The sequence below is a fragment of the Providencia sp. PROV197 genome (assembly GCF_028479625.1).
Lineage (GTDB): Bacteria > Pseudomonadota > Gammaproteobacteria > Enterobacterales > Enterobacteriaceae > Providencia > Providencia vermicola.
The window spans coordinates 22,419-43,347 of record NZ_JAMPNZ010000007.1 but is presented as its reverse complement, the minus strand read 5'-3'; the positions used below and the strand labels follow the sequence as shown (position 1 = coordinate 43,347).

17 protein-coding genes are annotated in these 20,929 nt (G+C 41.7%); 9 read left to right on the top strand and 8 right to left on the bottom strand.

Annotated elements, in window-relative coordinates:
• The 5 genes from PR808_RS04240 to PR808_RS04220 form a co-directional block, all read left to right on the top strand.
• Positions 1-1,539: DNA translocase FtsK (locus PR808_RS04240; RefSeq protein ID WP_272538770.1), on the top strand; the 1,539-nt coding region annotated here is incomplete at its 5' end.
• A gap of 106 nt (positions 1,540-1,645) precedes the next feature.
• Positions 1,646-2,266 (top strand): outer membrane lipoprotein chaperone LolA, encoded by a 621-nt coding sequence (gene lolA, locus PR808_RS04235; protein WP_206085447.1) that lies wholly within the window; start codon positions 1,646-1,648, stop codon positions 2,264-2,266.
• Positions 2,267-2,360: 94 nt separating this feature from the next.
• On the top strand, positions 2,361-3,704 hold the full coding sequence (locus PR808_RS04230; RefSeq protein ID WP_272538769.1) for a replication-associated recombination protein A: 1,344 nt from the start codon (positions 2,361-2,363) through the stop codon (positions 3,702-3,704).
• A 108-nt stretch (positions 3,705-3,812) separates the two neighbouring features.
• On the top strand, positions 3,813-5,105 hold the full coding sequence (serS, locus tag PR808_RS04225) for a serine--tRNA ligase (RefSeq protein ID WP_206085449.1): 1,293 nt from the start codon (positions 3,813-3,815) through the stop codon (positions 5,103-5,105).
• A 190-nt stretch (positions 5,106-5,295) separates the two neighbouring features.
• Positions 5,296-6,033, top strand: coding sequence for a sulfite exporter TauE/SafE family protein (locus PR808_RS04220; protein ID WP_206085450.1), 738 nt, complete (start codon positions 5,296-5,298; stop codon positions 6,031-6,033).
• Here the strand turns inward: PR808_RS04220 and PR808_RS04215 are convergent.
• The 3 genes from PR808_RS04215 to PR808_RS04205 all read right to left on the bottom strand — a co-directional run bounded on the left by PR808_RS04215 (position 6,017) and on the right by PR808_RS04205 (position 8,677).
• Positions 6,017-6,904: a LysR substrate-binding domain-containing protein gene (locus PR808_RS04215; protein ID WP_272538768.1), complete on the bottom strand. Its 888-nt coding sequence runs from the start codon at positions 6,902-6,904 to the stop codon at positions 6,017-6,019. The genes PR808_RS04220 and PR808_RS04215 overlap by 17 nt on opposite strands.
• A 137-nt stretch (positions 6,905-7,041) precedes the next feature.
• Positions 7,042-7,848, bottom strand: a complete 807-nt coding sequence (locus PR808_RS04210) for a BPSS1780 family membrane protein (protein WP_206085452.1) — start codon at positions 7,846-7,848, stop codon at positions 7,042-7,044.
• 358 nt (positions 7,849-8,206) lie between these two features.
• Positions 8,207-8,677: an Lrp/AsnC family transcriptional regulator gene (locus tag PR808_RS04205; protein WP_206085453.1), complete on the bottom strand. Its 471-nt coding sequence runs from the start codon at positions 8,675-8,677 to the stop codon at positions 8,207-8,209.
• 150 nt (positions 8,678-8,827) lie between these two features.
• On the opposite strand from PR808_RS04205, the gene PR808_RS04200 reads away from it, so the two are divergent.
• On the top strand, positions 8,828-9,250 hold the full coding sequence (locus tag PR808_RS04200; protein ID WP_272538767.1) for a DUF2000 domain-containing protein: 423 nt from the start codon (positions 8,828-8,830) through the stop codon (positions 9,248-9,250).
• A gap of 47 nt (positions 9,251-9,297) precedes the next feature.
• On the opposite strand, the gene pflA is transcribed toward PR808_RS04200, so the two are convergent.
• The 4 genes from pflA to PR808_RS04180 form a co-directional block, all read right to left on the bottom strand.
• Positions 9,298-10,086 (bottom strand): pyruvate formate lyase 1-activating protein, encoded by a 789-nt coding sequence (gene pflA, locus PR808_RS04195; RefSeq protein ID WP_206085455.1) that lies wholly within the window; start codon positions 10,084-10,086, stop codon positions 9,298-9,300.
• A 139-nt stretch (positions 10,087-10,225) separates the two neighbouring features.
• On the bottom strand, positions 10,226-12,508 hold the full coding sequence (gene pflB, locus PR808_RS04190) for a formate C-acetyltransferase (RefSeq protein ID WP_206085456.1): 2,283 nt from the start codon (positions 12,506-12,508) through the stop codon (positions 10,226-10,228).
• Between the two features lie 70 nt (positions 12,509-12,578).
• Complete coding sequence (gene focA / locus PR808_RS04185) at positions 12,579-13,436, bottom strand: formate transporter FocA (RefSeq protein ID WP_206085457.1); 858 nt, start codon at positions 13,434-13,436, stop codon at positions 12,579-12,581.
• A 451-nt stretch (positions 13,437-13,887) separates the two neighbouring features.
• Entirely contained in the window at positions 13,888-14,661 is a 774-nt protein-coding gene (locus PR808_RS04180) for an IclR family transcriptional regulator (RefSeq protein ID WP_206085458.1), read from the bottom strand.
• 343 nt (positions 14,662-15,004) lie between these two features.
• Here PR808_RS04180 and PR808_RS04175 point away from each other — a divergent pair, with 343 nt between their 5' ends.
• Genes PR808_RS04175 through PR808_RS04165 form a run of 3 tightly spaced genes read left to right on the top strand, consistent with a single transcriptional unit; the run spans position 15,005 to position 18,881 of the window.
• Complete coding sequence (locus PR808_RS04175; RefSeq protein WP_206085481.1) at positions 15,005-15,898, top strand: dihydrodipicolinate synthase family protein; 894 nt, start codon at positions 15,005-15,007, stop codon at positions 15,896-15,898.
• Positions 15,899-15,948: 50 nt separating this feature from the next.
• Positions 15,949-17,262, top strand: a complete 1,314-nt coding sequence (locus PR808_RS04170; protein ID WP_206085459.1) for an MFS transporter — start codon at positions 15,949-15,951, stop codon at positions 17,260-17,262.
• Between the two features lie 23 nt (positions 17,263-17,285).
• Entirely contained in the window at positions 17,286-18,881 is a 1,596-nt protein-coding gene (locus PR808_RS04165) for a UxaA family hydrolase (protein ID WP_272538766.1), read from the top strand.
• A gap of 65 nt (positions 18,882-18,946) precedes the next feature.
• Here PR808_RS04165 and ycaO read toward each other — a convergent pair whose 3' ends face one another.
• Positions 18,947-20,701, bottom strand: a complete 1,755-nt coding sequence (gene ycaO / locus PR808_RS04160) for a 30S ribosomal protein S12 methylthiotransferase accessory factor YcaO (RefSeq protein WP_272538765.1) — start codon at positions 20,699-20,701, stop codon at positions 18,947-18,949.
• Between the last annotated feature and the right edge of the window lie 228 nt (positions 20,702-20,929).

Below are 20,929 nucleotides of genomic sequence, written 5' to 3'. Positions count from 1 at the left end.
GATAGCTTATTCCACCCGTTCTTGGTGCGTAATGATCAACCACTACCAAAACCAACAACGCCGATGCCTTCTCTTGATTTATTGGCAAGTCCACCAGAGCAAGAAGAGCCAGTGGATATGTTTAAATTAGAGCAAACGGCAAGGCTGATTGAAGCACGGTTAAATGATTACCGAGTGAAAGCGGAGGTTGTCGGTTTTTCTCCAGGGCCAGTTATCACCCGCTTTGAGCTTGATTTAGCGCCTGGTGTTAAAGCTGCGCGTATTTCGACACTATCCCGTGACCTTGCGCGTTCATTGTCAACGGTTGCTGTACGAGTTGTTGAAGTGATACCAGGGAAACCGTATGTTGGGCTTGAACTACCAAATGAAAAGCGCCAAACCGTTTATTTAAGTGAAGTATTAGATTGCGATGATTTTAGAAAAAATCCATCGCCACTGACGATTGTTCTTGGTAAAGATATTGAGGGTGATCCTGTTGTCGCGGATTTAGCTAAAATGCCACACTTATTAGTGGCGGGTACGACAGGTTCAGGTAAATCGGTTGGGGTCAATGCGATGATCCTCAGTATCTTGTATAAAGCGAAACCTGAAGATGTGCGCTTTATTATGATCGACCCAAAAATGTTGGAACTTTCTATTTATGAAGGTATTCCTCATTTATTGACAGAGGTTGTCACAGACATGAAAGACGCTGCGAATGCACTGCGTTGGTGTGTCAATGAGATGGAACGCCGTTATAAACTGATGTCTGCGCTGGGGGTTCGTAATTTAGCAGGTTACAACGAAAAAATTAAAGCTGCGGCGGATATGCAGCGTCCGATCCCTGATCCATTCTGGAAACCAGGGGACAGCATGGAAACGGAACATCCAATGCTGAAAAAAGAACCTTACATCGTCGTTATGGTGGATGAGTTCGCAGACTTGATGATGACTGCAGGGAAAAAAGTGGAAGAGCTGATCGCAAGGCTGGCTCAAAAAGCCCGTGCCGCAGGTATCCACTTGGTTCTCGCGACTCAGCGTCCTTCAGTTGATATCATTACTGGGTTAATTAAAGCCAACATTCCAACACGTATTGCCTTTACAGTATCGAGCAAAATTGACTCGCGTACCATCCTCGATCAAGGTGGTGCAGAGTCGTTATTGGGGATGGGTGATATGCTTTATTTACCACCTAACTCATCAATCCCAATGCGTGTACACGGTGCTTTTGTTCGTGACCAAGAAGTCCATGCAGTGGTAAATGATTGGAAAGCGCGTGGTAAGCCGCAATATATTGATAGCATCACAACGTGCAGTGATGATAGTGAAGGTGGTGGTTATGATGGTGGTGGTGAAGAACTTGACCCACTATTTGACCAAGCTGTTGAATTTGTTGTTGACAAACAACGTGTCTCCATTTCAGGTGTTCAACGTCAATTCCGTATTGGTTATAACCGTGCCGCGCGAATTGTTGAACAAATGGAGCTCCAAGGCATTGTCAGTGAACAGGGGCATAACGGAAACCGAGAAGTGCTTGCGCCGCCATCAATGGGGCATTAAAAGTGGGTAGCAAATTAATAATTTAAGGTGCTAATTGCGGGTTTAATTTGAGGGGTGTATAACGTCATCACGCCTCTTAAGGTAATCATACTAAGGTCTTTGTTCGATGAAAAAAATGATGTTGTTAGGTGCATTAGCCTTCAGTTTACATATCGGCCAAGTGCTGGCCGATGCGAGTCAAGACCTTCAGGCACGACTGAATAAGGTCAATAGTTTCCAAGCCAGTTTTTCACAAAAGGTCACTAGCCCTGAGGGCGATCTTGTTCAAGAAGGCGTCGGCGATTTATGGTTAGAGCGCCCTAACTTATTTAACTGGAACATGACTTCTCCCGACGAAAGCGTGTTAGTTTCTGATGGCAAGAATTTATGGTTTTATAACCCATTTGTTGAGCAAGTGACTGTGACGAACTTAGCGGATGCAACGCAGGATACCCCATTTTTATTGATCACGCGTAATGACCCGAAAGATTGGAAACAATACTCAATCATTCAGCAAGGTAATACTTTTGATCTTAAACCTAAGCAAACCAACGGCACGTTGAAAAAATTCTCAATTACGGTTTCCCCAGAAGGGACTATTGAGAAATTTTCTGCGGTTGAGCAAGATGGGCAAACCAGTGCTTATCAGCTAAAACAGCAAAAAAATGGCCGTGTTGATGCCAGTAAGTTTAAGTTTACAGTGCCGAAAGGCGTAACGTTAGACGATCAACGTTCAAGTGCTAAATAAGCCTTAAACTTGTTATTATCGTTAACCATTAGTATTTTCTGCTGGTGGTTAGCGAGTCAGTTATTTGCTTTTAAGCGGCAATAAAGAGGATATTGTGGGTAACCTGTCTCTCGATTTTTCGCAGAATGAATTTCAACCTTTAGCGGCGCGTATGCGGCCCGAAACCCTTGAGCAATACATTGGTCAACGGCATCTGCTGGCGGAAGGAAAACCATTGCCGCGAGCAATCAAGGCTGGGCATCTGCATTCTATGATTTTATGGGGGCCACCAGGAACAGGCAAAACGACACTGGCAGAAATTATCGGTCACTATGCTCAAGCGGATATTGAACGTATATCTGCGGTGACTTCAGGTATTAAAGAAATCCGTGAGTCCATCGAAAAAGCGCGCCAAAACCGCAGTGCTGGGCGTAGAACGATTCTGTTTGTGGATGAAGTTCATCGTTTTAATAAAAGTCAACAGGATGCCTTTTTACCGCATATTGAAGATGGCACGATCACCTTTATTGGTGCGACGACTGAAAACCCTTCATTTGAATTAAATTCAGCATTATTATCCCGTGCAAGAGTCTATTTGCTCAAGTCCTTAGAAGAGGACGATATTGAGCAAGTGTTATTACAAGCGCTAGCAGATGCGTCCCGTGGGCTTGGTGGGCAAAATATTGTGTTACCCGATAGTACACGCAAGATGATAGCTCAGCTCGTTAATGGGGATGCAAGGCGCTCGCTAAATTTACTTGAAATGATGGCGGATATGGCTGAAGCCGATAGCCAAGGCCAGCGAATTTTAACGGCAGAGTTACTCAAAGAAGTGAGTGGTGAACGTACCGCGCGGTTTGATAACAAAGGTGACCGTTTTTATGATCTGATCTCTGCATTGCATAAGTCAGTTCGTGGATCAGCACCAGATGCGGCATTGTATTGGTATGCAAGGATCATTACGGCAGGGGGCGACCCGCTGTATGTGGCTCGTCGTTTGTTAGCGATTGCTTCCGAAGATGTCGGGAATGCAGATCCCCGCGCGATGCAAGTGGCAGTTTCTGCTTGGGACTGCTTTACACGAGTCGGGCCAGCAGAAGGTGAACGTGCTATTGCTCAAGCAATTGTATATTTAGCCTGTGCTCCTAAAAGTAATGCGGTTTATACGGCATATAAGGCTGCAATTAAAGACGCACAAATGCAGCCTGATTATGATGTGCCTAATCACTTACGCAATGCACCAACAAAGCTCTTAAAAGAGATGGGAGCAGGCCAAGAATACCGTTATGCCCATGATGAGCCAAATGCCTACGCTGCGGGTGAGAATTATTTCCCTGAACCAATGCAAGCAAGCCGTTATTACTACCCAACAAAACGTGGCTTGGAAAGCAAGTTTGCTGAAAAATTAGACTGGTTAGCCCAACAGGATCAAATTAGTACCACAAAACGCTACCGCTAAACTGGGCAATGCGGTAAGGTTATATAGCGAAATACTTTACTTTATTGATGGTGCTAGAATGCATCATCAAAAGTATTATCTATTACTCACAATACTCACAGGATAAGCATGCTCGATCCCAATTTACTGCGTACGGAGCTAGACGCGGTTGCTGAAAAACTGGCTCGCAGGGGTTTTACCCTTGATGTGGAAAAGCTGCGTGAATTAGAAGAACGCCGCAAAGTTTTACAAGTTGAAACTGAAACCCTGCAAGCAGACCGTAACTCGCGATCGAAAACTATCGGTGCGGCTAAAGCTCGTGGTGAAGATATTGAGCCATTACGTCTGGAAGTTAACCAATTAGGCGAAAAATTGGATGCTGCGAAAGCAGAGTTAGACAAGCTGCAACAAGAAATCCGTGATATTGCTTTAAGTATCCCGAATATTCCAGATGACCAAGTACCAGATGGCAGAGATGACTCTGATAACGTCGAAGTTGCACGTTGGGGCGAGCCTCGCCAGTATGATTTTGACGTTCGCGATCACGTTAGCCTTGGTGAATTAACAGGGGGGTTAGATTTCCCTGCAGCGGTTAAGCTAACAGGTGCGCGTTTTGTTGTGATGAAAGGGCAAATTGCCCGCATGCACCGTGCGTTAGCACAGTTTATGTTGGATTTACATACTGAGCAACATGGCTATCAAGAACTGTATGTTCCGTATTTGGTTAACCATGATACGTTGTATGGTACAGGTCAATTGCCAAAATTTGGTGAGGACTTATTCCACACTAAACCACTGGAAGAAGAAGCAGATAGCAGCACTTATGCGTTGATCCCAACTGCTGAAGTACCTGTGACTAACTTGGTTCGTGATGAAATTTTAGATGAGGATAAACTTCCTCTGAAAATGACTGCTCACACACCATGCTTCCGTTCAGAAGCGGGCTCTTATGGCCGTGATACCCGTGGTCTTATCCGTATGCACCAGTTTGACAAAGTTGAGTTAGTGCAAATTGTTCATCCTGAAAAATCGATGGATGCACTGGAAGAATTAACAGGTCACGCTGAAAAAGTGCTGCAATTACTGAACCTACCTTACCGTAAAGTGATTTTATGTACTGGTGATATCGGTTTTGGTTCACGTAAAACTTACGATTTAGAAGTATGGTTGCCAGCGCAAAATACTTACCGTGAAATCTCTTCTTGTTCAAACATGTGGGATTTCCAAGCGCGTCGTATGCAAGCACGCTTCCGTGGTAAGAGCGATAAGAAAACTCAACTCGTTCATACATTGAATGGCTCAGGTTTAGCAGTGGGTCGTACATTGGTCGCAATTTTAGAAAACTACCAATTAGCAGATGGCCGTATTGAAGTGCCTGAAGTATTACGTCCATATATGAAAGGGCTAGAGTATATCGGTTAATTTCGGTTACGCCTTTTATAAATAAACCGCGGCTGGTAACAGTGGCGGTTTTTTTTATGACTCAGTTTCGCGATTTCTAATGAAAACCCCTCTCAGATTTTACCTGATCCCGCCTCAGTATTTTCCAAATAGCGCTCTTCGGCGAAGGTCGTTAGTCTAACGGTAAATTGAGTTTATTGGAGTCGAATAGGTGGAAATAGTCATTGGTGTTTTTCTATTGGCAGGGGTTATAAAAGGCGTGATCGGCTTAGGGCTACCAACGATTGCAATGGGATTATTAAGTACCGTAATGGAGCCCGCAGTGGCAGCTAGTTTGCTGATTATTCCTTCTTTGGTCACCAATATATGGCAATTATTGATTGGGCCACAGTTTATGGCGTTAGCGAAACGACTCAGTGGGTTTGTGATTGGGGTGTTGCTTGGAACATGGTTGAGTTTTTTACCTTCATTAACATCATCATCCACTTGGACATTACCTGCATTGGGTGTTGTACTGATTATCTATGGGGGATGGGGAATAATGGCTAAAAAAATGCCATCGTTCGAGAAACATGAAATATGGCTTTCCCCAACGATTGGTTACTTTACTGGGGTGATCACGGCAGCAACGGGGGTATTTGTTATCCCTGCGGTACCTTATTTGCAAACACTGAAATTAAATAAAGATGAACTTATTCAGGCGCTAGGGCTAGCGTTTACAGCATCAACAGTGGCACTGGCAATCAAATTATCCATAGACCACCAGCAAAATGATATTGATTGGGGGCTATCTTTCTTTGCCTTAATACCCGCTATTGTGGGGATGTATCTTGGACAATATTTTCGGCGGGTTATTAGTGAAAAGCTATTTCGGCGTTGTTTTTTTATCGGTTTAATTGGGCTGGGGATTTATATGGCAAAACAATGGGTGATCATGGTTGCCAGTTAATTAGAAAATCAATAAATTCATTGGTGTAATCAGGTAATAGGCTGAAGTCGCGTGCACAAATCACTAATTTTCGCTGCGCCCAATTCTCAGCCAGTTGCAATATTTGGGTGTCGGAGGGGCCATAGCGCAGTGCGGCTTGTCGCGGAATGATAGCAATACCAATACCTTGGTTAACCCCTTGCATTACAGCGTCTAAAGTAGGCATATGTACACGGTAATGAAGCCGTTGGCCTTGCTGTTTAGCATTATCATCAATATGGGTTTGTAACGGGTTATCTTCTGTTAAGCCAATAAACTCAGCACCAATAATGTCCGCAAATGAAACACGCTTTTGGTTAGCCCATAAGCTATCTTTATGAACAAATACCACTAATTCATCTGAGCTACATGGACGAGTATCAAGCCCTGCCAAGTCGACAGAATCAGCAATAATACCGACATCTGCAACTTTATTTTTAATTGAAGTTACAATATTCGCACTTGGCATGTCTTTTACTGAAACAGACATATTTGGTTGTTGGCGTAAATAAGCATGAAGACGAGACGGCAAAAATTCCATCTGTGCTGAAGTATTGCATAGGATATTGATATGCCCGCGTAAGCCACGGCTGTATTGCTGCATTTTATCTTGCATCAATTCAATTTGCTGTAAGATGATTTTTGCATGTTCAATAAATGCATAACCGGCATCGGATAATGCAACACCTTTCGCTGAGCGGGTAAATAGATTAACGCCTAATTCATTTTCTAAGCCGCGTATCCGTTCACTGGCGGATTGCAACGTAATATAGGTCAACTTTGCCCCATGAGTAATACTTCCTGCATTGGCGACATTTACGCACAGTTTTAAATCGGTAATATCAAAATGCACGGGTAGCACTCCAATTTATAAAGGGAAGTTATTCGTTTAATTCAAGGAATATAAGTGAATTAGAGGCTGATAGTAAAGAGGGAAAGCAAGTGCTTCCCCTCTAAAAATGATGACTTTAAATCATCATGTTTATTGGCTTATTTAACTTGTGAGAAAAACAGGCTACGGTAGCTGCTGTAATAGCAAACATACATAATTGGCATAGAAACTAATAAACCTAAGCCTAATGGGATCACAGAAATAATCATTAAGATAGACAGAACGATAAAGAATAGGATGCCTGGCAGGATATTTTTCTTAACTGCTTGTAGGCTAGCTGAAATTGCAGCACCAACAGTGAAATCGTGGTTCATAACCAAAGCAGGGGCAAACCAAGTTAATGCGGTACCCACTAAACCAGCGACAGCCATCACGATAATAGCAAAGAAGAATGAACCTGAGGACGCTAAAATAGCCGCATCAGATGGTGATCCGTATTGGTTGCTTTCCATTAATAAACCAAACATCGCAGAACCGCCAATGATGAAAGCGATGATCATACCGACTAAGTTTGCTGCAAAGTTAATGGCGCCAACCGCAAACAGTGCACCGAATTTGTTTTGGAAACCCGCAAACAGTAAACCGATTTCTGCTTGTCCAGTTTTACGCTGATTTTCACTGATAGCAATAATACCGCCAACAAAGATTGGAGTAATAAAGGTGATCAGTAAGTTTAAGAATGGGATCATGGAGATAATCAGAATCAATGCAAACAATACGATATTGATTAAGATCCACATACCCAATTTTTCTTTAACCAGAGACCATGATTGGCTGATCCAGTTAACACCTTCACCCGCATCAACAGCGCGAGGTTCAGCGTGAAAAACAAAAGTATCAACTTGAGTTTGAGCGTTAGTGTTAGGTGCAGGGTTGTTATCTGCACTGAAGTTTTCATTGTTCATGATAAAAAAGGAACCTATTTGTCGTAGTGAATTAGCAATAATTATTATAAAAAGTTTGTGAGTTTATATGCACTCTTTTACTTTATCGGCAGTAGTATGCAGATAAGTGAATACATTATAAAGCAGACTATTCTGGTAAGGTATTTTTGATTAACTTTTTCTTAATACAACATTTTTTAGGGTAATAAGGTCATTACTCATTTGATATTGAATTTATAGACTGTTTAGTTTGGTGTTTTTTGGTTAAATATAGGGTTATTTTAACTTTAACAAGGATGGTTTTTTATGAAAAATGGTTATTGTGTGGAATAAAATATAACTAATAACCATTATGAAGAATAAGGTAAGCGTCGGTAAGTTATTCAAAAATAGATATAGGGTATGCATCGAGTGGCTTGATTTCTTTTAATACAAACATACTTTGCATTTCTTTAATGCCTGGCAATCTGCGAATAACTGACATGGCAAAATCAGCGTAAGAATCTAAATCATGAGAAACCACTTGTAGTAAAAAGTCAGTATCACCACCAATGCTATAACAGGCGACAACGTTCTCAAGCTCGCTGACTTCCTGTTCAAATTTTTGCGCTTCTGCCTCGCTGTCACTATCAATAATCACACGTACAAACACCATAACACCAAGGCCAATTTTTTTGCGGTTTAGAATAGCGCGATAACCTTGAATAATATTATCTTCTTCAAGTTTTTTAACTCTCCGCCAGCAGGGTGAGGCGGACATGCCTACTTTTTCAGCCAGTTCATGGTTGGTGATCCGTGCATCCTCTTGCAGTAGTGAAAGAATTTTTGTTTCTGTCTTATCAATTGCCATAAATGAATATTCCTACCTATTATTGACCAAATAGAGAAAAAAATTACCGAATAATAAGCTTGCCATAGCTGAGTTAGAAAGCCTATTTCTTTCTTTAAATGCCATAATTATCGGGAAATTGAACACAATTAAAAACAGTAGGGGACATAAATGATATTTAATCCAGCTGAGCATCGCTGCGCTATCGTGGTTAATCAGGATTTATCTAACGGGCTTGCAATGAATGCCGCCAGTGTAATTGGTGTGAGCTTAGGAAATAAAGTAAACAATATGGTGGGGAAAGATTTAAACAGTGCAGATAATATTCATTATCCAGGGGTGATTTATGCCCCTTTACCGATTTTAAAATCACCAGAGCAGTATATTAAAGACATAGAAGAAGCTGCATTAAAAGAAAGTGAAATTTATATCATTCCTTTTAGTCTATTGGCGCAATCGTGTCGCACTTATGGTGAGTACCAGCAAAAGTTGTCAGAGCATGAATATAAAAATATTCAGTTAGCGGGTATTGGGCTGGTGGGAAATAAAAAGGCGGTGACTCAGCTTATTGGCCATTTGCCTTTATTTAAATAGGAATAATGGCAAATAAAGAAGAGGCTCAATGTTGAGCCTCAACTTATTTAGTACATGACTTTGTGCCCATAACTTTCAAGAATGCTTTTGACGCGTTCCATCACTTCTTTTGATGGTGGTTTAACTCCATCAAGCTTGTATTCTTCACCCATGGTTTCCCATTTGTGTTTACCAAGTTCATGGTAAGGTAATAATTCGATTTTTTCGATATTACCCATGTTTTTCGTAAATTCGCCGAGCAGATGTACTGAATGATCATCATCACTCCAGCCTGGTACAACAACATAACGCACCCACGTTTTTTGATTACGTTTAGCTAAATATTGTGCGAATTCTAACGTTCGGTGATTGGAGACACCGACTAACTTTTGGTGAATATCATCGTTGATTTGTTTTAAATCTAACATCACCAAGTCAGTGACATCCATCAGTTCATCAATAACAGGATCATAGCGACGAACAAAACCGTTAGTGTCCAAACAAGTATGGATATTCTCTTTCTTACAGGCACGGAACCAATCACGGACAAACTCTGCTTGTAAAATAGCCTCACCACCTGAAGCGGTGACACCGCCGCCCGTTGCATTCATAAAGTGACGATAGGTGACCGCCTCTTTCATTAATTCATCGACGGTGACAATGTTGCCGCCGTGGGTATCCCAAGTATCGCGGTTGTGGCAATACAAGCAGCGCATTAAGCAGCCTTGGAAAAAGACAATAAAACGAATGCCAGGGCCATCAACAGTGCCGCAAGATTCAAATGAATGAATACGGCCTAACGTTGCTGGCGATTCTGTTTTAGTGATATCGGTTGTTGTAATAATTTCGGCAGACATAGCAGGTACTCCAAAATATCCGTCATACTTCTAAGACTTTATGCATGAAATAGTGATTTGTAGTCTTTAACTGACAGTATAGATAAAAAGACCCCATAAAGCGGGGTCTTTAATTTACTTTATTTTAATGAGCTAATTATTACATTGAACTTGTAAAAGTACGAGTAATAACGTCTTGCTGTTGTTCTTTAGTCAGTGAGTTAAAACGCACTGCATAACCAGATACACGGATAGTCAGCTGCGGATATTTCTCTGGGTTTTCCATTGCGTCTAACAGCATTTCACGGTTCATGACGTTAACGTTCAAGTGCTGACCGCCTTCAATAGACGCTTCGTGGTGGAAGTAACCATCCATCAGACCCGCTAAGTTCGTTTTACGCACATCGTCATCTTTACCTAACGCATTTGGTACGATAGAGAAAGTATAAGAAATACCATCTTTCGCGTAAGCAAATGGTAGTTTAGCAACAGAAGTCAGTGAAGCTACTGCACCTTTTTGGTCACGACCGTGCATTGGGTTTGCACCTGGTCCAAATGGTGCACCAGCACGACGGCCATCTGGTGTATTACCTGTTTTCTTACCATACACAACGTTAGAGGTGATGGTCAGGATTGACTGAGTTGGTACCGCATTACGATAGGTTGGCAGTTTCTGAATTTTCTTCATGAAACGTTCAACTAAGTCACACGCGATGTCATCAACACGTGAATCGTTGTTACCAAATTGTGGGTATTCACCTTCGATTTCGAAGTCGATAGCAATACCGTCTTCGTCACGAATTGGTTTAACTTTCGCATATTTGATAGCGGACAGTGAGTCAGCAGCAACAGACAGCCCCGCGATACCACATGCCATGGTGCGATAAACATCACGGTCATGTAACGCCATCAGCGAAGCTTCATAGCTGTATTTGTCGTGCATGAAGTGGATGCAGTTCAGTGCAGTGACGTACTGAGTTGCCAACCAGTCCATGAAGTGGTCCATTTGGTTCATCACAGTATCGAAATCAAGGACTTCGTCCATGATTGGTGCATGTTTAGGACCTACTTGCATTTTCAGTTTTTCATCAACACCACCGTTGATGGTATACAGCATGGTTTTCGCTAAGTTTGCACGCGCACCAAAGAACTGCATTTGTTTACCAACAATCATTGGGCTGACGCAACATGCGATTGCATAGTCATCGTTGTCGAAGTCTGGACGCATTAGGTCATCATTTTCATACTGAACTGATGAGGTATCGATAGACACTTTTGCTGCGAATTTTTTGAAATTCATTGGCAGTTTTTCTGACCACAGGATAGTCATGTTTGGCTCAGGAGATGGGCCCATGGTATACAGTGTGTTCAGGAAACGGAATGTGCTTTTCGTTACTAGAGTACGGCCGTCAAGACCCATACCTGCTAATGATTCAGTTGCCCAGATTGGGTCGCCAGAGAACAGCTCATCGTATTCAGGAGTACGTAAGAAACGTACCATACGCAGTTTCATGACTAAATGGTCAATTAATTCTTGCGCTTGTTGTTCGGTGATTTTACCAGCTTCTAAGTCACGTTGGATATACACGTCTAAGAAGGTAGAAACACGACCAAATGACATTGCAGCACCATTTTGCGATTTAACTGCGGCTAAGTAACCGAAGTAAGTCCACTGTACTGCTTCTTGCGCGTTTGTTGCTGGTGCAGAAATATCGTAACCGTATTTTGCAGCCATTTCTTTCATTTGACCCAATGCACGGTGCTGTTCAGCAATTTCTTCGCGCAGTTGGATAGTCATCTGTAGGTCTTCACCTTTTTCTAATCTTTCTTGCAAAGAGGTGAATTGGTTAAATTTGTCTTTCATCAGGAAATCAATACCGTACAGCGCAACACGACGGTAGTCACCGATGATACGACCACGACCATATGCATCAGGTAGACCAGTTAAGATACCTGATTTACGGCATTTTAAGATGTCTGGCGTGTAAACGTCGAAAACACCTTGGTTGTGAGTTTTACGGTATTCAGTGAAGATTTTTTTGATTTCTGGATCTAAAGTACGGTCGTAAGCTTTGCATGAGCCTTCAACCATTTTGATACCACCGAACGGGATAAGACCACGTTTCAGAGGAGCATCAGTTTGTAAACCAACGACTTTTTCTAATTCTTTAGTAATGTAACCTGCATCATGGGAAGTGATGGTTGAAGCAACATCTGTATCAAAATCAACAGGCGCATGCGTGCGGTTTTCGATTTTGATCCCTTCCATAACTTTATCCCACAGCGAGTCAGTTGCTGGGGTAGAGCCTGCTAAGAAAGATTCATCACCTTCATATGGAGTGTAGTTTTTCTGGATGAAGTCACGTACGTTGACGTTTTTCTGCCAGTCACCTTGGTTAAAACCTTGCCATGCTAAAGCGAATTTTTCATTTAATTCGGACATGATACTTTTACCTTTTAACAGTGGATCTTTTAGGGATCTTAATAAATCTTTTCGTGTGTGTCAGTGGCGATTAATGTTTCTGGCCACCACGTAAATGCATAAACCAATAAATGAGGCCGACTAAAAGTGCGCCGCCAATAATATTTCCGATAGTGACTGGAATTAAGTTATCTGTAATAAAATTTCCAATCGTTAAGTGTGAAAACTGCTCTGGTGCCATATTGATTTGTGTCCAATATTCAGCAGGAGCGAATTCTTTAATCATGATGCCCAATGGGATCATAAACATGTTGGCGATGCTATGCTCAAACCCACTGGCGACGAACATCGCAACAGGGAGAACTAATACCACCAGTTTATCGGTTAAACTGCGACCTGCATAACTCATCCAAACCGCCAGACAAACCATTAAGTTTGCTAAAATTCCGAGTGCAACAGCCTCAATAAAGGTGTGGTGCAATTTATGGCTACTGGTTTGTAAGACATTTAATCCCCATTGGCCATTAGCCGCAGTGTATTGCCCCGCAAACCAAATGATAGCCACAAAGAACAGCGCGCCAATTAAGTTGCCAATGTATACATTGAACCAATTGCGGAACATTTGTCCCCAGGTAATTTTACCTGTGGCTTTAGAAACGATAGTTAAGACAGTGGAAGTGAAAAGGTCGGCACCACAAACAACGACTAACATTAAACCGAGTGAGAAACAAATCCCACCAATCAGTTTGGTAAAGCCGTATGGTGCATCGGCAGCCCCAGTTGTTGCAGTAATATAGAAAACAAAAGCAATAGAAATAAAAATACCGGCAGTGAATGCTGACAAGTAAGTAATTGCAGGATGTTTGTTCGCTTTATAAAAGCCAGCATCATCCGCGACTTGCGCCATTACAGCAGGTGGCAATAAATTAAAAGGGTTGTCAGCTTTCATACCAACACTCTCTTACAAAGTTGATTAATTATAGCACGCAATAATAGTAACAAAGGGGATAAGTGATAAATTTGATATGGATCATGAACACTCGCAAGAATACCGTCTAAATGGTTAATTTTATGTTAAAATCAAGATTAACCAATTGAAATTTAAGTAATAAATATTTTTTAAATTTTATTAAAAATTTTTATAAAGAGCATTTTTAGCGATATGGAAAGTGAAAATATGCATATAAATGTTAATTATTTAAGTGCAATATGATCCCTTTGCTAAGGTATTTAACTTATGTCTAAATTTAGCGCTAAATTTATTGATATAAACCTCAAAAACCATCTGTTAAATTTCCGCCAAATTGTCATATTTTGCTAACAATCAACAAAATGATACGGCATACAAAAATTGTTGTTCCAGATCATTTTAGACTATATATGCCAATATTGAATTTTTATTATTTATAAAATTCAATATTATCTAGCGTGTTAAGTTCTTGTTCGATGCGTTCGCGGCTGGTTAACAGCGTTTCGATGACTTGGGCTGTTTTTTCATCGTTACTGCGGAAGGTGGGGATAGACACACTGATAGCAGCAATAATTTTGTTTCGTTGGCGCAATGCGACAGCATAACAAATGGTTTCTTCATTAATTTCTTTATTATCAATGGCATATCCATTTTCTTTTACTGCGTTTAGTTGCGTACGTAATTGTGGCAAAGTATGAACACTGTATTGTGTCAGCGGGGTGAAACCTGCAGGGTAAAGTTGGGAAATTTGTTCGTCACTGTAGTTAACAATCATTGCCTTACCTAGCGCAGAATAGATAGCTGGTAAGCGAGTGCCAATACTGGAGACTAACTGAACTTTTTGTGCAGATTGTACTTTATCAATATACAGGACATCAGCACCATCTAAGATACCCATTTGGCAAACTTCATTACATTGTTCGACAATAAGCCCCATTTCGCGATGGATCATTTTCAGCCAATACGATTTTTCGAAGAAAACGCGAGAAAGAATGGAACAAGCGATACCAAGATAGTAAAGCTGGCTGTTATCATCGTAATTAATATAACGGTGCTCAACCAATGTTTTTAGAATGGGGTAAATAGTCCCTTTCAGAATTCCAGTCTTATCAGAAAGTTGCGTTAAAGATAGCCCCGTATTTTCTGCAGCCAATACTTGAAGCACCTCTAAAACACGAATTGTCGGCATGTGTCCTGTAGACATTAAATCACCTCCCTGATTAATTGTGCCGCTATTCTAGGTTTAAAACTGAGCTATGTAAATCACTAGCAAAAACCCATTTCTTTTCTAAATCTATCGAATGACATTGCGCTGTTGACAGCAAAAGTCGTGATCCTGTTCAAAATTTACCAATAAAAAATGACCTTCTTGTTTTTAATATAATCAATAACTTCTTATTTATTTCTTTTTAATCAACTGATTAAGGTGTTTTTATTTTAACTTTGTTCAAATTTGACTCAATCCATTTTTCGTGGTTATTTAATGTTGTTTTTATTTATGAATAAGGTTTGTATATATGAACAATAACCAAATGGAGCTATCACGTATGGAAAGTCGCTATATCACCCCTGTTGTCACTATTTTTGATGACAAAGGCCGCGTTGATATTGAACAAAATCGACAAGTTTATGATTCGCTTAGCACAAAAGTCTCGGGTTTTGTCACGATGGGCAGTACGGGGGAGTTTTTTGCACTCGATATGAACAGTTCGAAAACCTTGATTGACCTTTGTGGCAATTACCCCAAAAGGGATATGAAGGTCTATGCAGGAGCAAGTCGGTTAGATGTCAATGAATCGATTGAACTTGCCAATTATGCGAATGAGCAAGGGGTCGATGGGGTAATGATAATCAGCCCCTATTATTTTCCGTTAGATGACGAGGGTGTATTTCGCTTTTACAGCACAATAGCAGAAAAAACCTCAGCAAAAATATTTATTTATAACTTTCCTGAGCGTACGGGATACTCTGTATCACCTGAAGTGTGTTTACGCTTAGCAGATAAATACCCTCATATTATTGGCCTGAAAGATACCATTCCCGACACTAATCATACAGCGCAAGTCATTGACGTTGTGAAATCCCGTATTCCACACTTTGAAGTCTATGCAGGTTACGACAACAACTTTGCTCATGTCGTGTTATCAGGTGGAAACGGTTGTATTGGTGGCCTTTCAAATATTATTCCGCAGTTTTTTGCTTCATGGATGAACGCCTTTGCAAAAAGCGATTTAGCGCTCGTCGCTAAACATCAACAACGTGTTGACCAACTGATGGCGATTTACGGGGTGAATGCTCCCTTTATTCCAACGTTTAAAAAAGCGTTGCAACTGAAAGGAGTGATTAACTCAGACCGTTGTAGCTCACCATTTATTGGATTGAACAGTGTACAGACAGAGCAACTTCAGCAATTATTAGCACTGGCTGATTCACCGCTCTGATCTTTCCTATAACAACACAATAGAACATCTTACCGACAGGGAAAAATATCATGGCGACAACACAAGCTTATAACAATCCTGTTTTAAACTCTGCGATTAAAAAATCGTGGAAACGTTTAGTACCCCTGATGTTTATTTTGTATTTCGTTGCATTTATTGATCGGGTGAATGTTGGTTTTGCTAAAGATGCTATGCAGTTAGATATCGGGTTATCGGACTCTGCATTTGCGTTTGGGGCAGGGATTTTCTTTGCGGCCTATGCATTATTTGGTATCCCCGCAAACTTAATTTTAAATAAAATAGGCGCCCAAAAATGGTTGAGTATCACCACAATCATTTGGGGCGTACTCTCCGCGATGACAGGCTTTGTCACCAATGAAACCCAATTTATTATTTTGCGCTTCTTATTAGGGCTAGGGGAAGCAGGTTTCTATCCAGGAATTCTATTATTAGCATCAATCTATTTTCCTAATAATGTCCGCGGATCAGTGATTGGTATATTTGTTTTAGGGGTGCCATTAGCCTTGACGCTAGGTTCTCCACTTTCTGGTGCATTATTAGAGTTGCATGGCTGGTTAGGCCGTCCAGGTTGGTTCTGGATGTTTGTTATCGAAGGCTTGCCTGCGGTTGTTATTGGTATTTTTGCCTTCTTTTATCTGGATGATAGCCCTGAAAAAGCGCGTTTTTTAACCGACGAAGAGAAAAAGGCATTAACGGAGCAACTTGCCAAAGAAAATGCAAAAACAGAAACTACCTCTGTGCTTTCGGCGCTCAAAAATGCCAAGGTGTGGCACCTTGCATTGATTTACGGCACCATCCAAATATCCGTGTATGGCCTGATGTTCTTTTTGCCTTCCCAAGTGGCTTCATTAATGGGGGAAAGCTTAGGATTCAAACAATCGTTAGTGGCAGCTATTCCATGGGCTTGCTCAGCCTTTGGTGTCTATTATATTCCGCGCTTTGCCGACCGCCATCCAACAAAGCGTGTGGAAATATCTGTTTTGTGCATGTTAGCTGCGGCGGTGGGCTTAGCGTTATCTGCATTTGCCAGCCCAGTTTTTGCTATTGCAGCACTATGTTTAAGCGCGGTGGGCTTCTTATCGGTTCAACCTGTCTTCTGGACGTTTCCGCCTCAGTTACTCAGTGGTCCTGCATTAGCAGCGGGGATTGGTTTTTGTACCACTATGGGGGCATTTTGTTCATTCCTTGCACCTATCATCCGCGTTGAAGTGGATAAAGTAATGAACAGCAATACAGCGGGGATCATGACATTGTCAGTGATAACTGTGGGTTGTGCTGTGTTAATTGCGCTCCTTAAAAAGAACTCTCATAAAAATGGCCATAAAGTTTTGTCATCGAATTAATGGCAACAATTGGAAGGTGTGACATGCAAAAGATTTTACGAATTGATGAAAGCGACAACCTGATTGTTGCCTTAAAAGACTTGCACGCTGGGGAAGTTTACCATTGGGGCAATGAAGAAATTACCTTAGTCACTGACGTGAAGGCTAAACACAAATTTGCCTTAGAAGCGTTACCCATTGATGGTGTGGTATCGATGTATGGCACTGCAGTAGGTAAAGCGACGCAACCCATTGCAAAAGGCGAAGCCATTACGGTGAACAATATTCGCCATTATGCAGCTCCTGTTTCCTTAGAAAATGATTCACTATACGAATGGAAAGCACCTGATGTTTCCGCTTATAAAAAACGAACTTTTCAAGGATATGTACGAGGAGATGGGCGTGTAGGAACAGCAAATTACTGGCTAATTTTCCCGTTAGTTTTTTGCGAAAACCGCAATGTGACGAAATTAACCGATGCTTTAAATGATGCATTAGGCTACACCAATAATAGCTTAAAAAGCTTTGCACTAGACTTAACTGCAGGAACGCAAACGCCGACAGCAAAACCAAAGCTGTTCCCGCATATTGAAGGCGTTCGGTGCATTACTGTCACCAGTGGCTGCGGCGGTGCAACCTCGGACAGTAAAACCATGTGTGATGTGTTAGCAGCTTATGCAGACCACCCTAATGTGATTGGTATTACGGTATTTAGCTTAGGATGTGAAAAAGCGCAGCGCAAAATGTTTAAAGAATCACTGGCTGCACGTAACCCAAACTTTGATAAGCCTGCACTGTATTTCCGTCAACAAGAGTGGGATAGCGAAGAAGAAATGATGCAAACTGCGCTTAAACAAACTTATGAGTGCATGAAAGCCGTTAAGCCACAATCGAGGGTTGATGTGCCATTATCCCACCTAAAATTGGGCGTAAAATGTGGCGCTTCTGATGGTTTTTCAGGGATTTCAGGTAATCCTGCAATGGGGCTTGTTTCAGATTGGTTAGTCACGTTAGGTGGCGCATCTGGTTTGGCGGAGTTTCCCGAATTATGTGGTGCAGAAGGGGATATGGTGAAACGCTGCGTATCTTTCGATGACAAAAAGAAATTTCTCGAATTGATGGAACGTTATGAAAAAACGGCGAATTTCTTTAACACCACCATCGCGGATAACCCAAGCCCTGGAAATATTGCGGATGGCTTAATTACCGATGCGATTAAATCTACAGGTGCGGCAAAAAAAGGCGGCACTTCACCCATAAGTGCAGTGTGTGATTACGCAGAACCCATGCCAGAGAGCGGATTGTCACTGGTTTGTACGCCGGGTAATGATGTAGACGCGGTAACTGGGCTTGTTGCCGCAGGCTGTAATGTGGTGATTTTCTCAACAGGGTTAGGTACACCGACAGGGAACCCGATCGTGCCCGTACTAAAAATTTCGACTAATAGCGCAATAGCAGAACGTTTGTCCGACATGATCGACTATGACTGCGGTCCAATCATTGATGGGGTTCCATTGCCGACGATCAGTAAAGGGCTATTTGAACGGGTCATCGAAACGGCGAGTGGAGAATATCAGGTGAAAGCGGATCGCTTAGAACAATTTGATTTCTTATTGTGGAAGCGTTCGTTGGATTTATGATTTATCTACATCAATAACATGATAACAGGTTGATGGGGAAGGCTCCCCGCCAACCTGTGACTTAATTACGCGTTAGCGCGTTTGGCTTTTTGCAGTTTTTCATAAGCCGCAAGTAGTGCTTGATGAGCTGGCAGTGCTTTTAGCTCATCATCGATTGACCACAAGCCATAGAAGCAAGACTCTCCTGCAATTGCAGCAGAGGCTGCATCGACCGCTTCTTGCCCATACATACGGACAAATGCATTGTAGTATTGCGCAGGGTTTCTTTCTTCTTCTTGCGATAATAACAATAGCGTTTGCAAGCAACGATAATAGTTCGCACGTTCTGGCGTGAACACTGAACTGTTAAAGTCTTGTGTCCACTCAACCCATGCTAAAGCTTGTTCAAGGTCACCACCCGCAAGGGCTAACATTGATTTTAATTCACCGATACGCAGGTTGCTCCAACCATTATCTTTACCGACCGCTAAACCAAGCAATTCACGTACACGGGTGAAATCGTCTAAACCGTCATCATCCAACTGCTCAATCAGGGCAAGGTAGTCTTGCTTTTCCCATTGGCTATCAGGCAGGTTGATAATCGTATTGCGTAAATAAGCGCCCATTGCATTATTCGCAATATGTAAATCTTCAACAGGGTAAATATCTGACATACCTGGCACTAAAATACGGCACGCATAAACGCCTAAATGGTTATAATCTGCGATGTAAACCTCGGCACCTAACGTATTGAAAATACGGATAAGCGTCGCAAATTCTTCCTGCGTCGTACCTTTGAAGCTCCAATCTGCAAATTCATAATCCGCATCGTCTTTAAACAGATCCCAGCTAATTAAGCCACTTGAATCAATAAAGTGTGTTTCAAGGTTGGTGTGCTCAGCCACTTCTTCATCATCAAAGGTTGGTGCGTTAAACACATCTAAGTCTTTTAAGCCGCGGCCTTGTAATAATTCAGTAACGGTACGCTCAAGGGCAACACCAAAGTCAGGGTGTGCGCCAAATGAGGCGAAGCAAGTGCCGTTTTGTGGGTTAAACAACACCACGCAAATGACGGGGTATTTTCCACCTAATGACGCGTCGTAGCAGAAAATGGGGAAGCCTTCTTTTTCAAGGGTATCAATTGCTTCCACCACGCTTGGGTAACGAGCCATCACTTCTGTTGGAATAGTTGGCAAGCTGATGCTTTCTGCAATAATTTTATTTTTTACGAAGCGTTCAAACACTTCTGAAAGCCCTTGAACACGCGCTTCGTTAGCTGTATTACCCGCAGACATACCGTTAGAAACGTATAAGTTCCCAACGATATTCATTGGAATATAGACAGTTTTGTCATCAGATTGGCGTGTAAAAGGTAGCGCACAAATACCGCGTTCTTCGTTGCCAGATTGTAGGTCAATGAGTTGGCTTGCGGCTAATGCCTCATCAGGGTCATAGAATTTAATCAAACGATTGTCTAAAAGCCCTTCTGGTAGGCTGTCATCTTCTGTTAGTGGGAACCATTTTTCATTTGGGTAGTGAACAAAATCACCTTCTGAAATGGATTTACCTAAGTAGAAGTCAGCGAAGAAGTAGTTAGTCGATAAACGCTCGAAATACTCGCCAAGGGCAGAAGCTAAAGCGGCTTTTTTGCTCGCACCTTTACCATTGGTAAAGCAAAGAGGGCACTCTTTATCGCGAATATGTACTGACCAAACGTTTGGTACAGGGTTTAACCATGACGCTTCTTCAATATCAAACCCCAATTTTTTTAATTTGGTCTGGAATGCATCAATGGAGTCTTCAAGAGCGGCGTCTTTGCCGGGAATAAATGTTTGGCTCATTGTCAGTCACTTGTGAATAGAGTGTGTCAAACGGGCTATGATACGGATTTTTGTCGCAACCTCACGCTTTTTATTCATTAATAGACAAATCATCTTAATATTTATTATTTCTCCTAAAATAATTATATATACCCGAAATCCTTCAACTTGCAGCGGTGTTGACTACGCTTAGCTAGCCGAGTCACATAGTTTATCTATGCTCCCCGTCTATCTTCGCTTGTCGCCTAC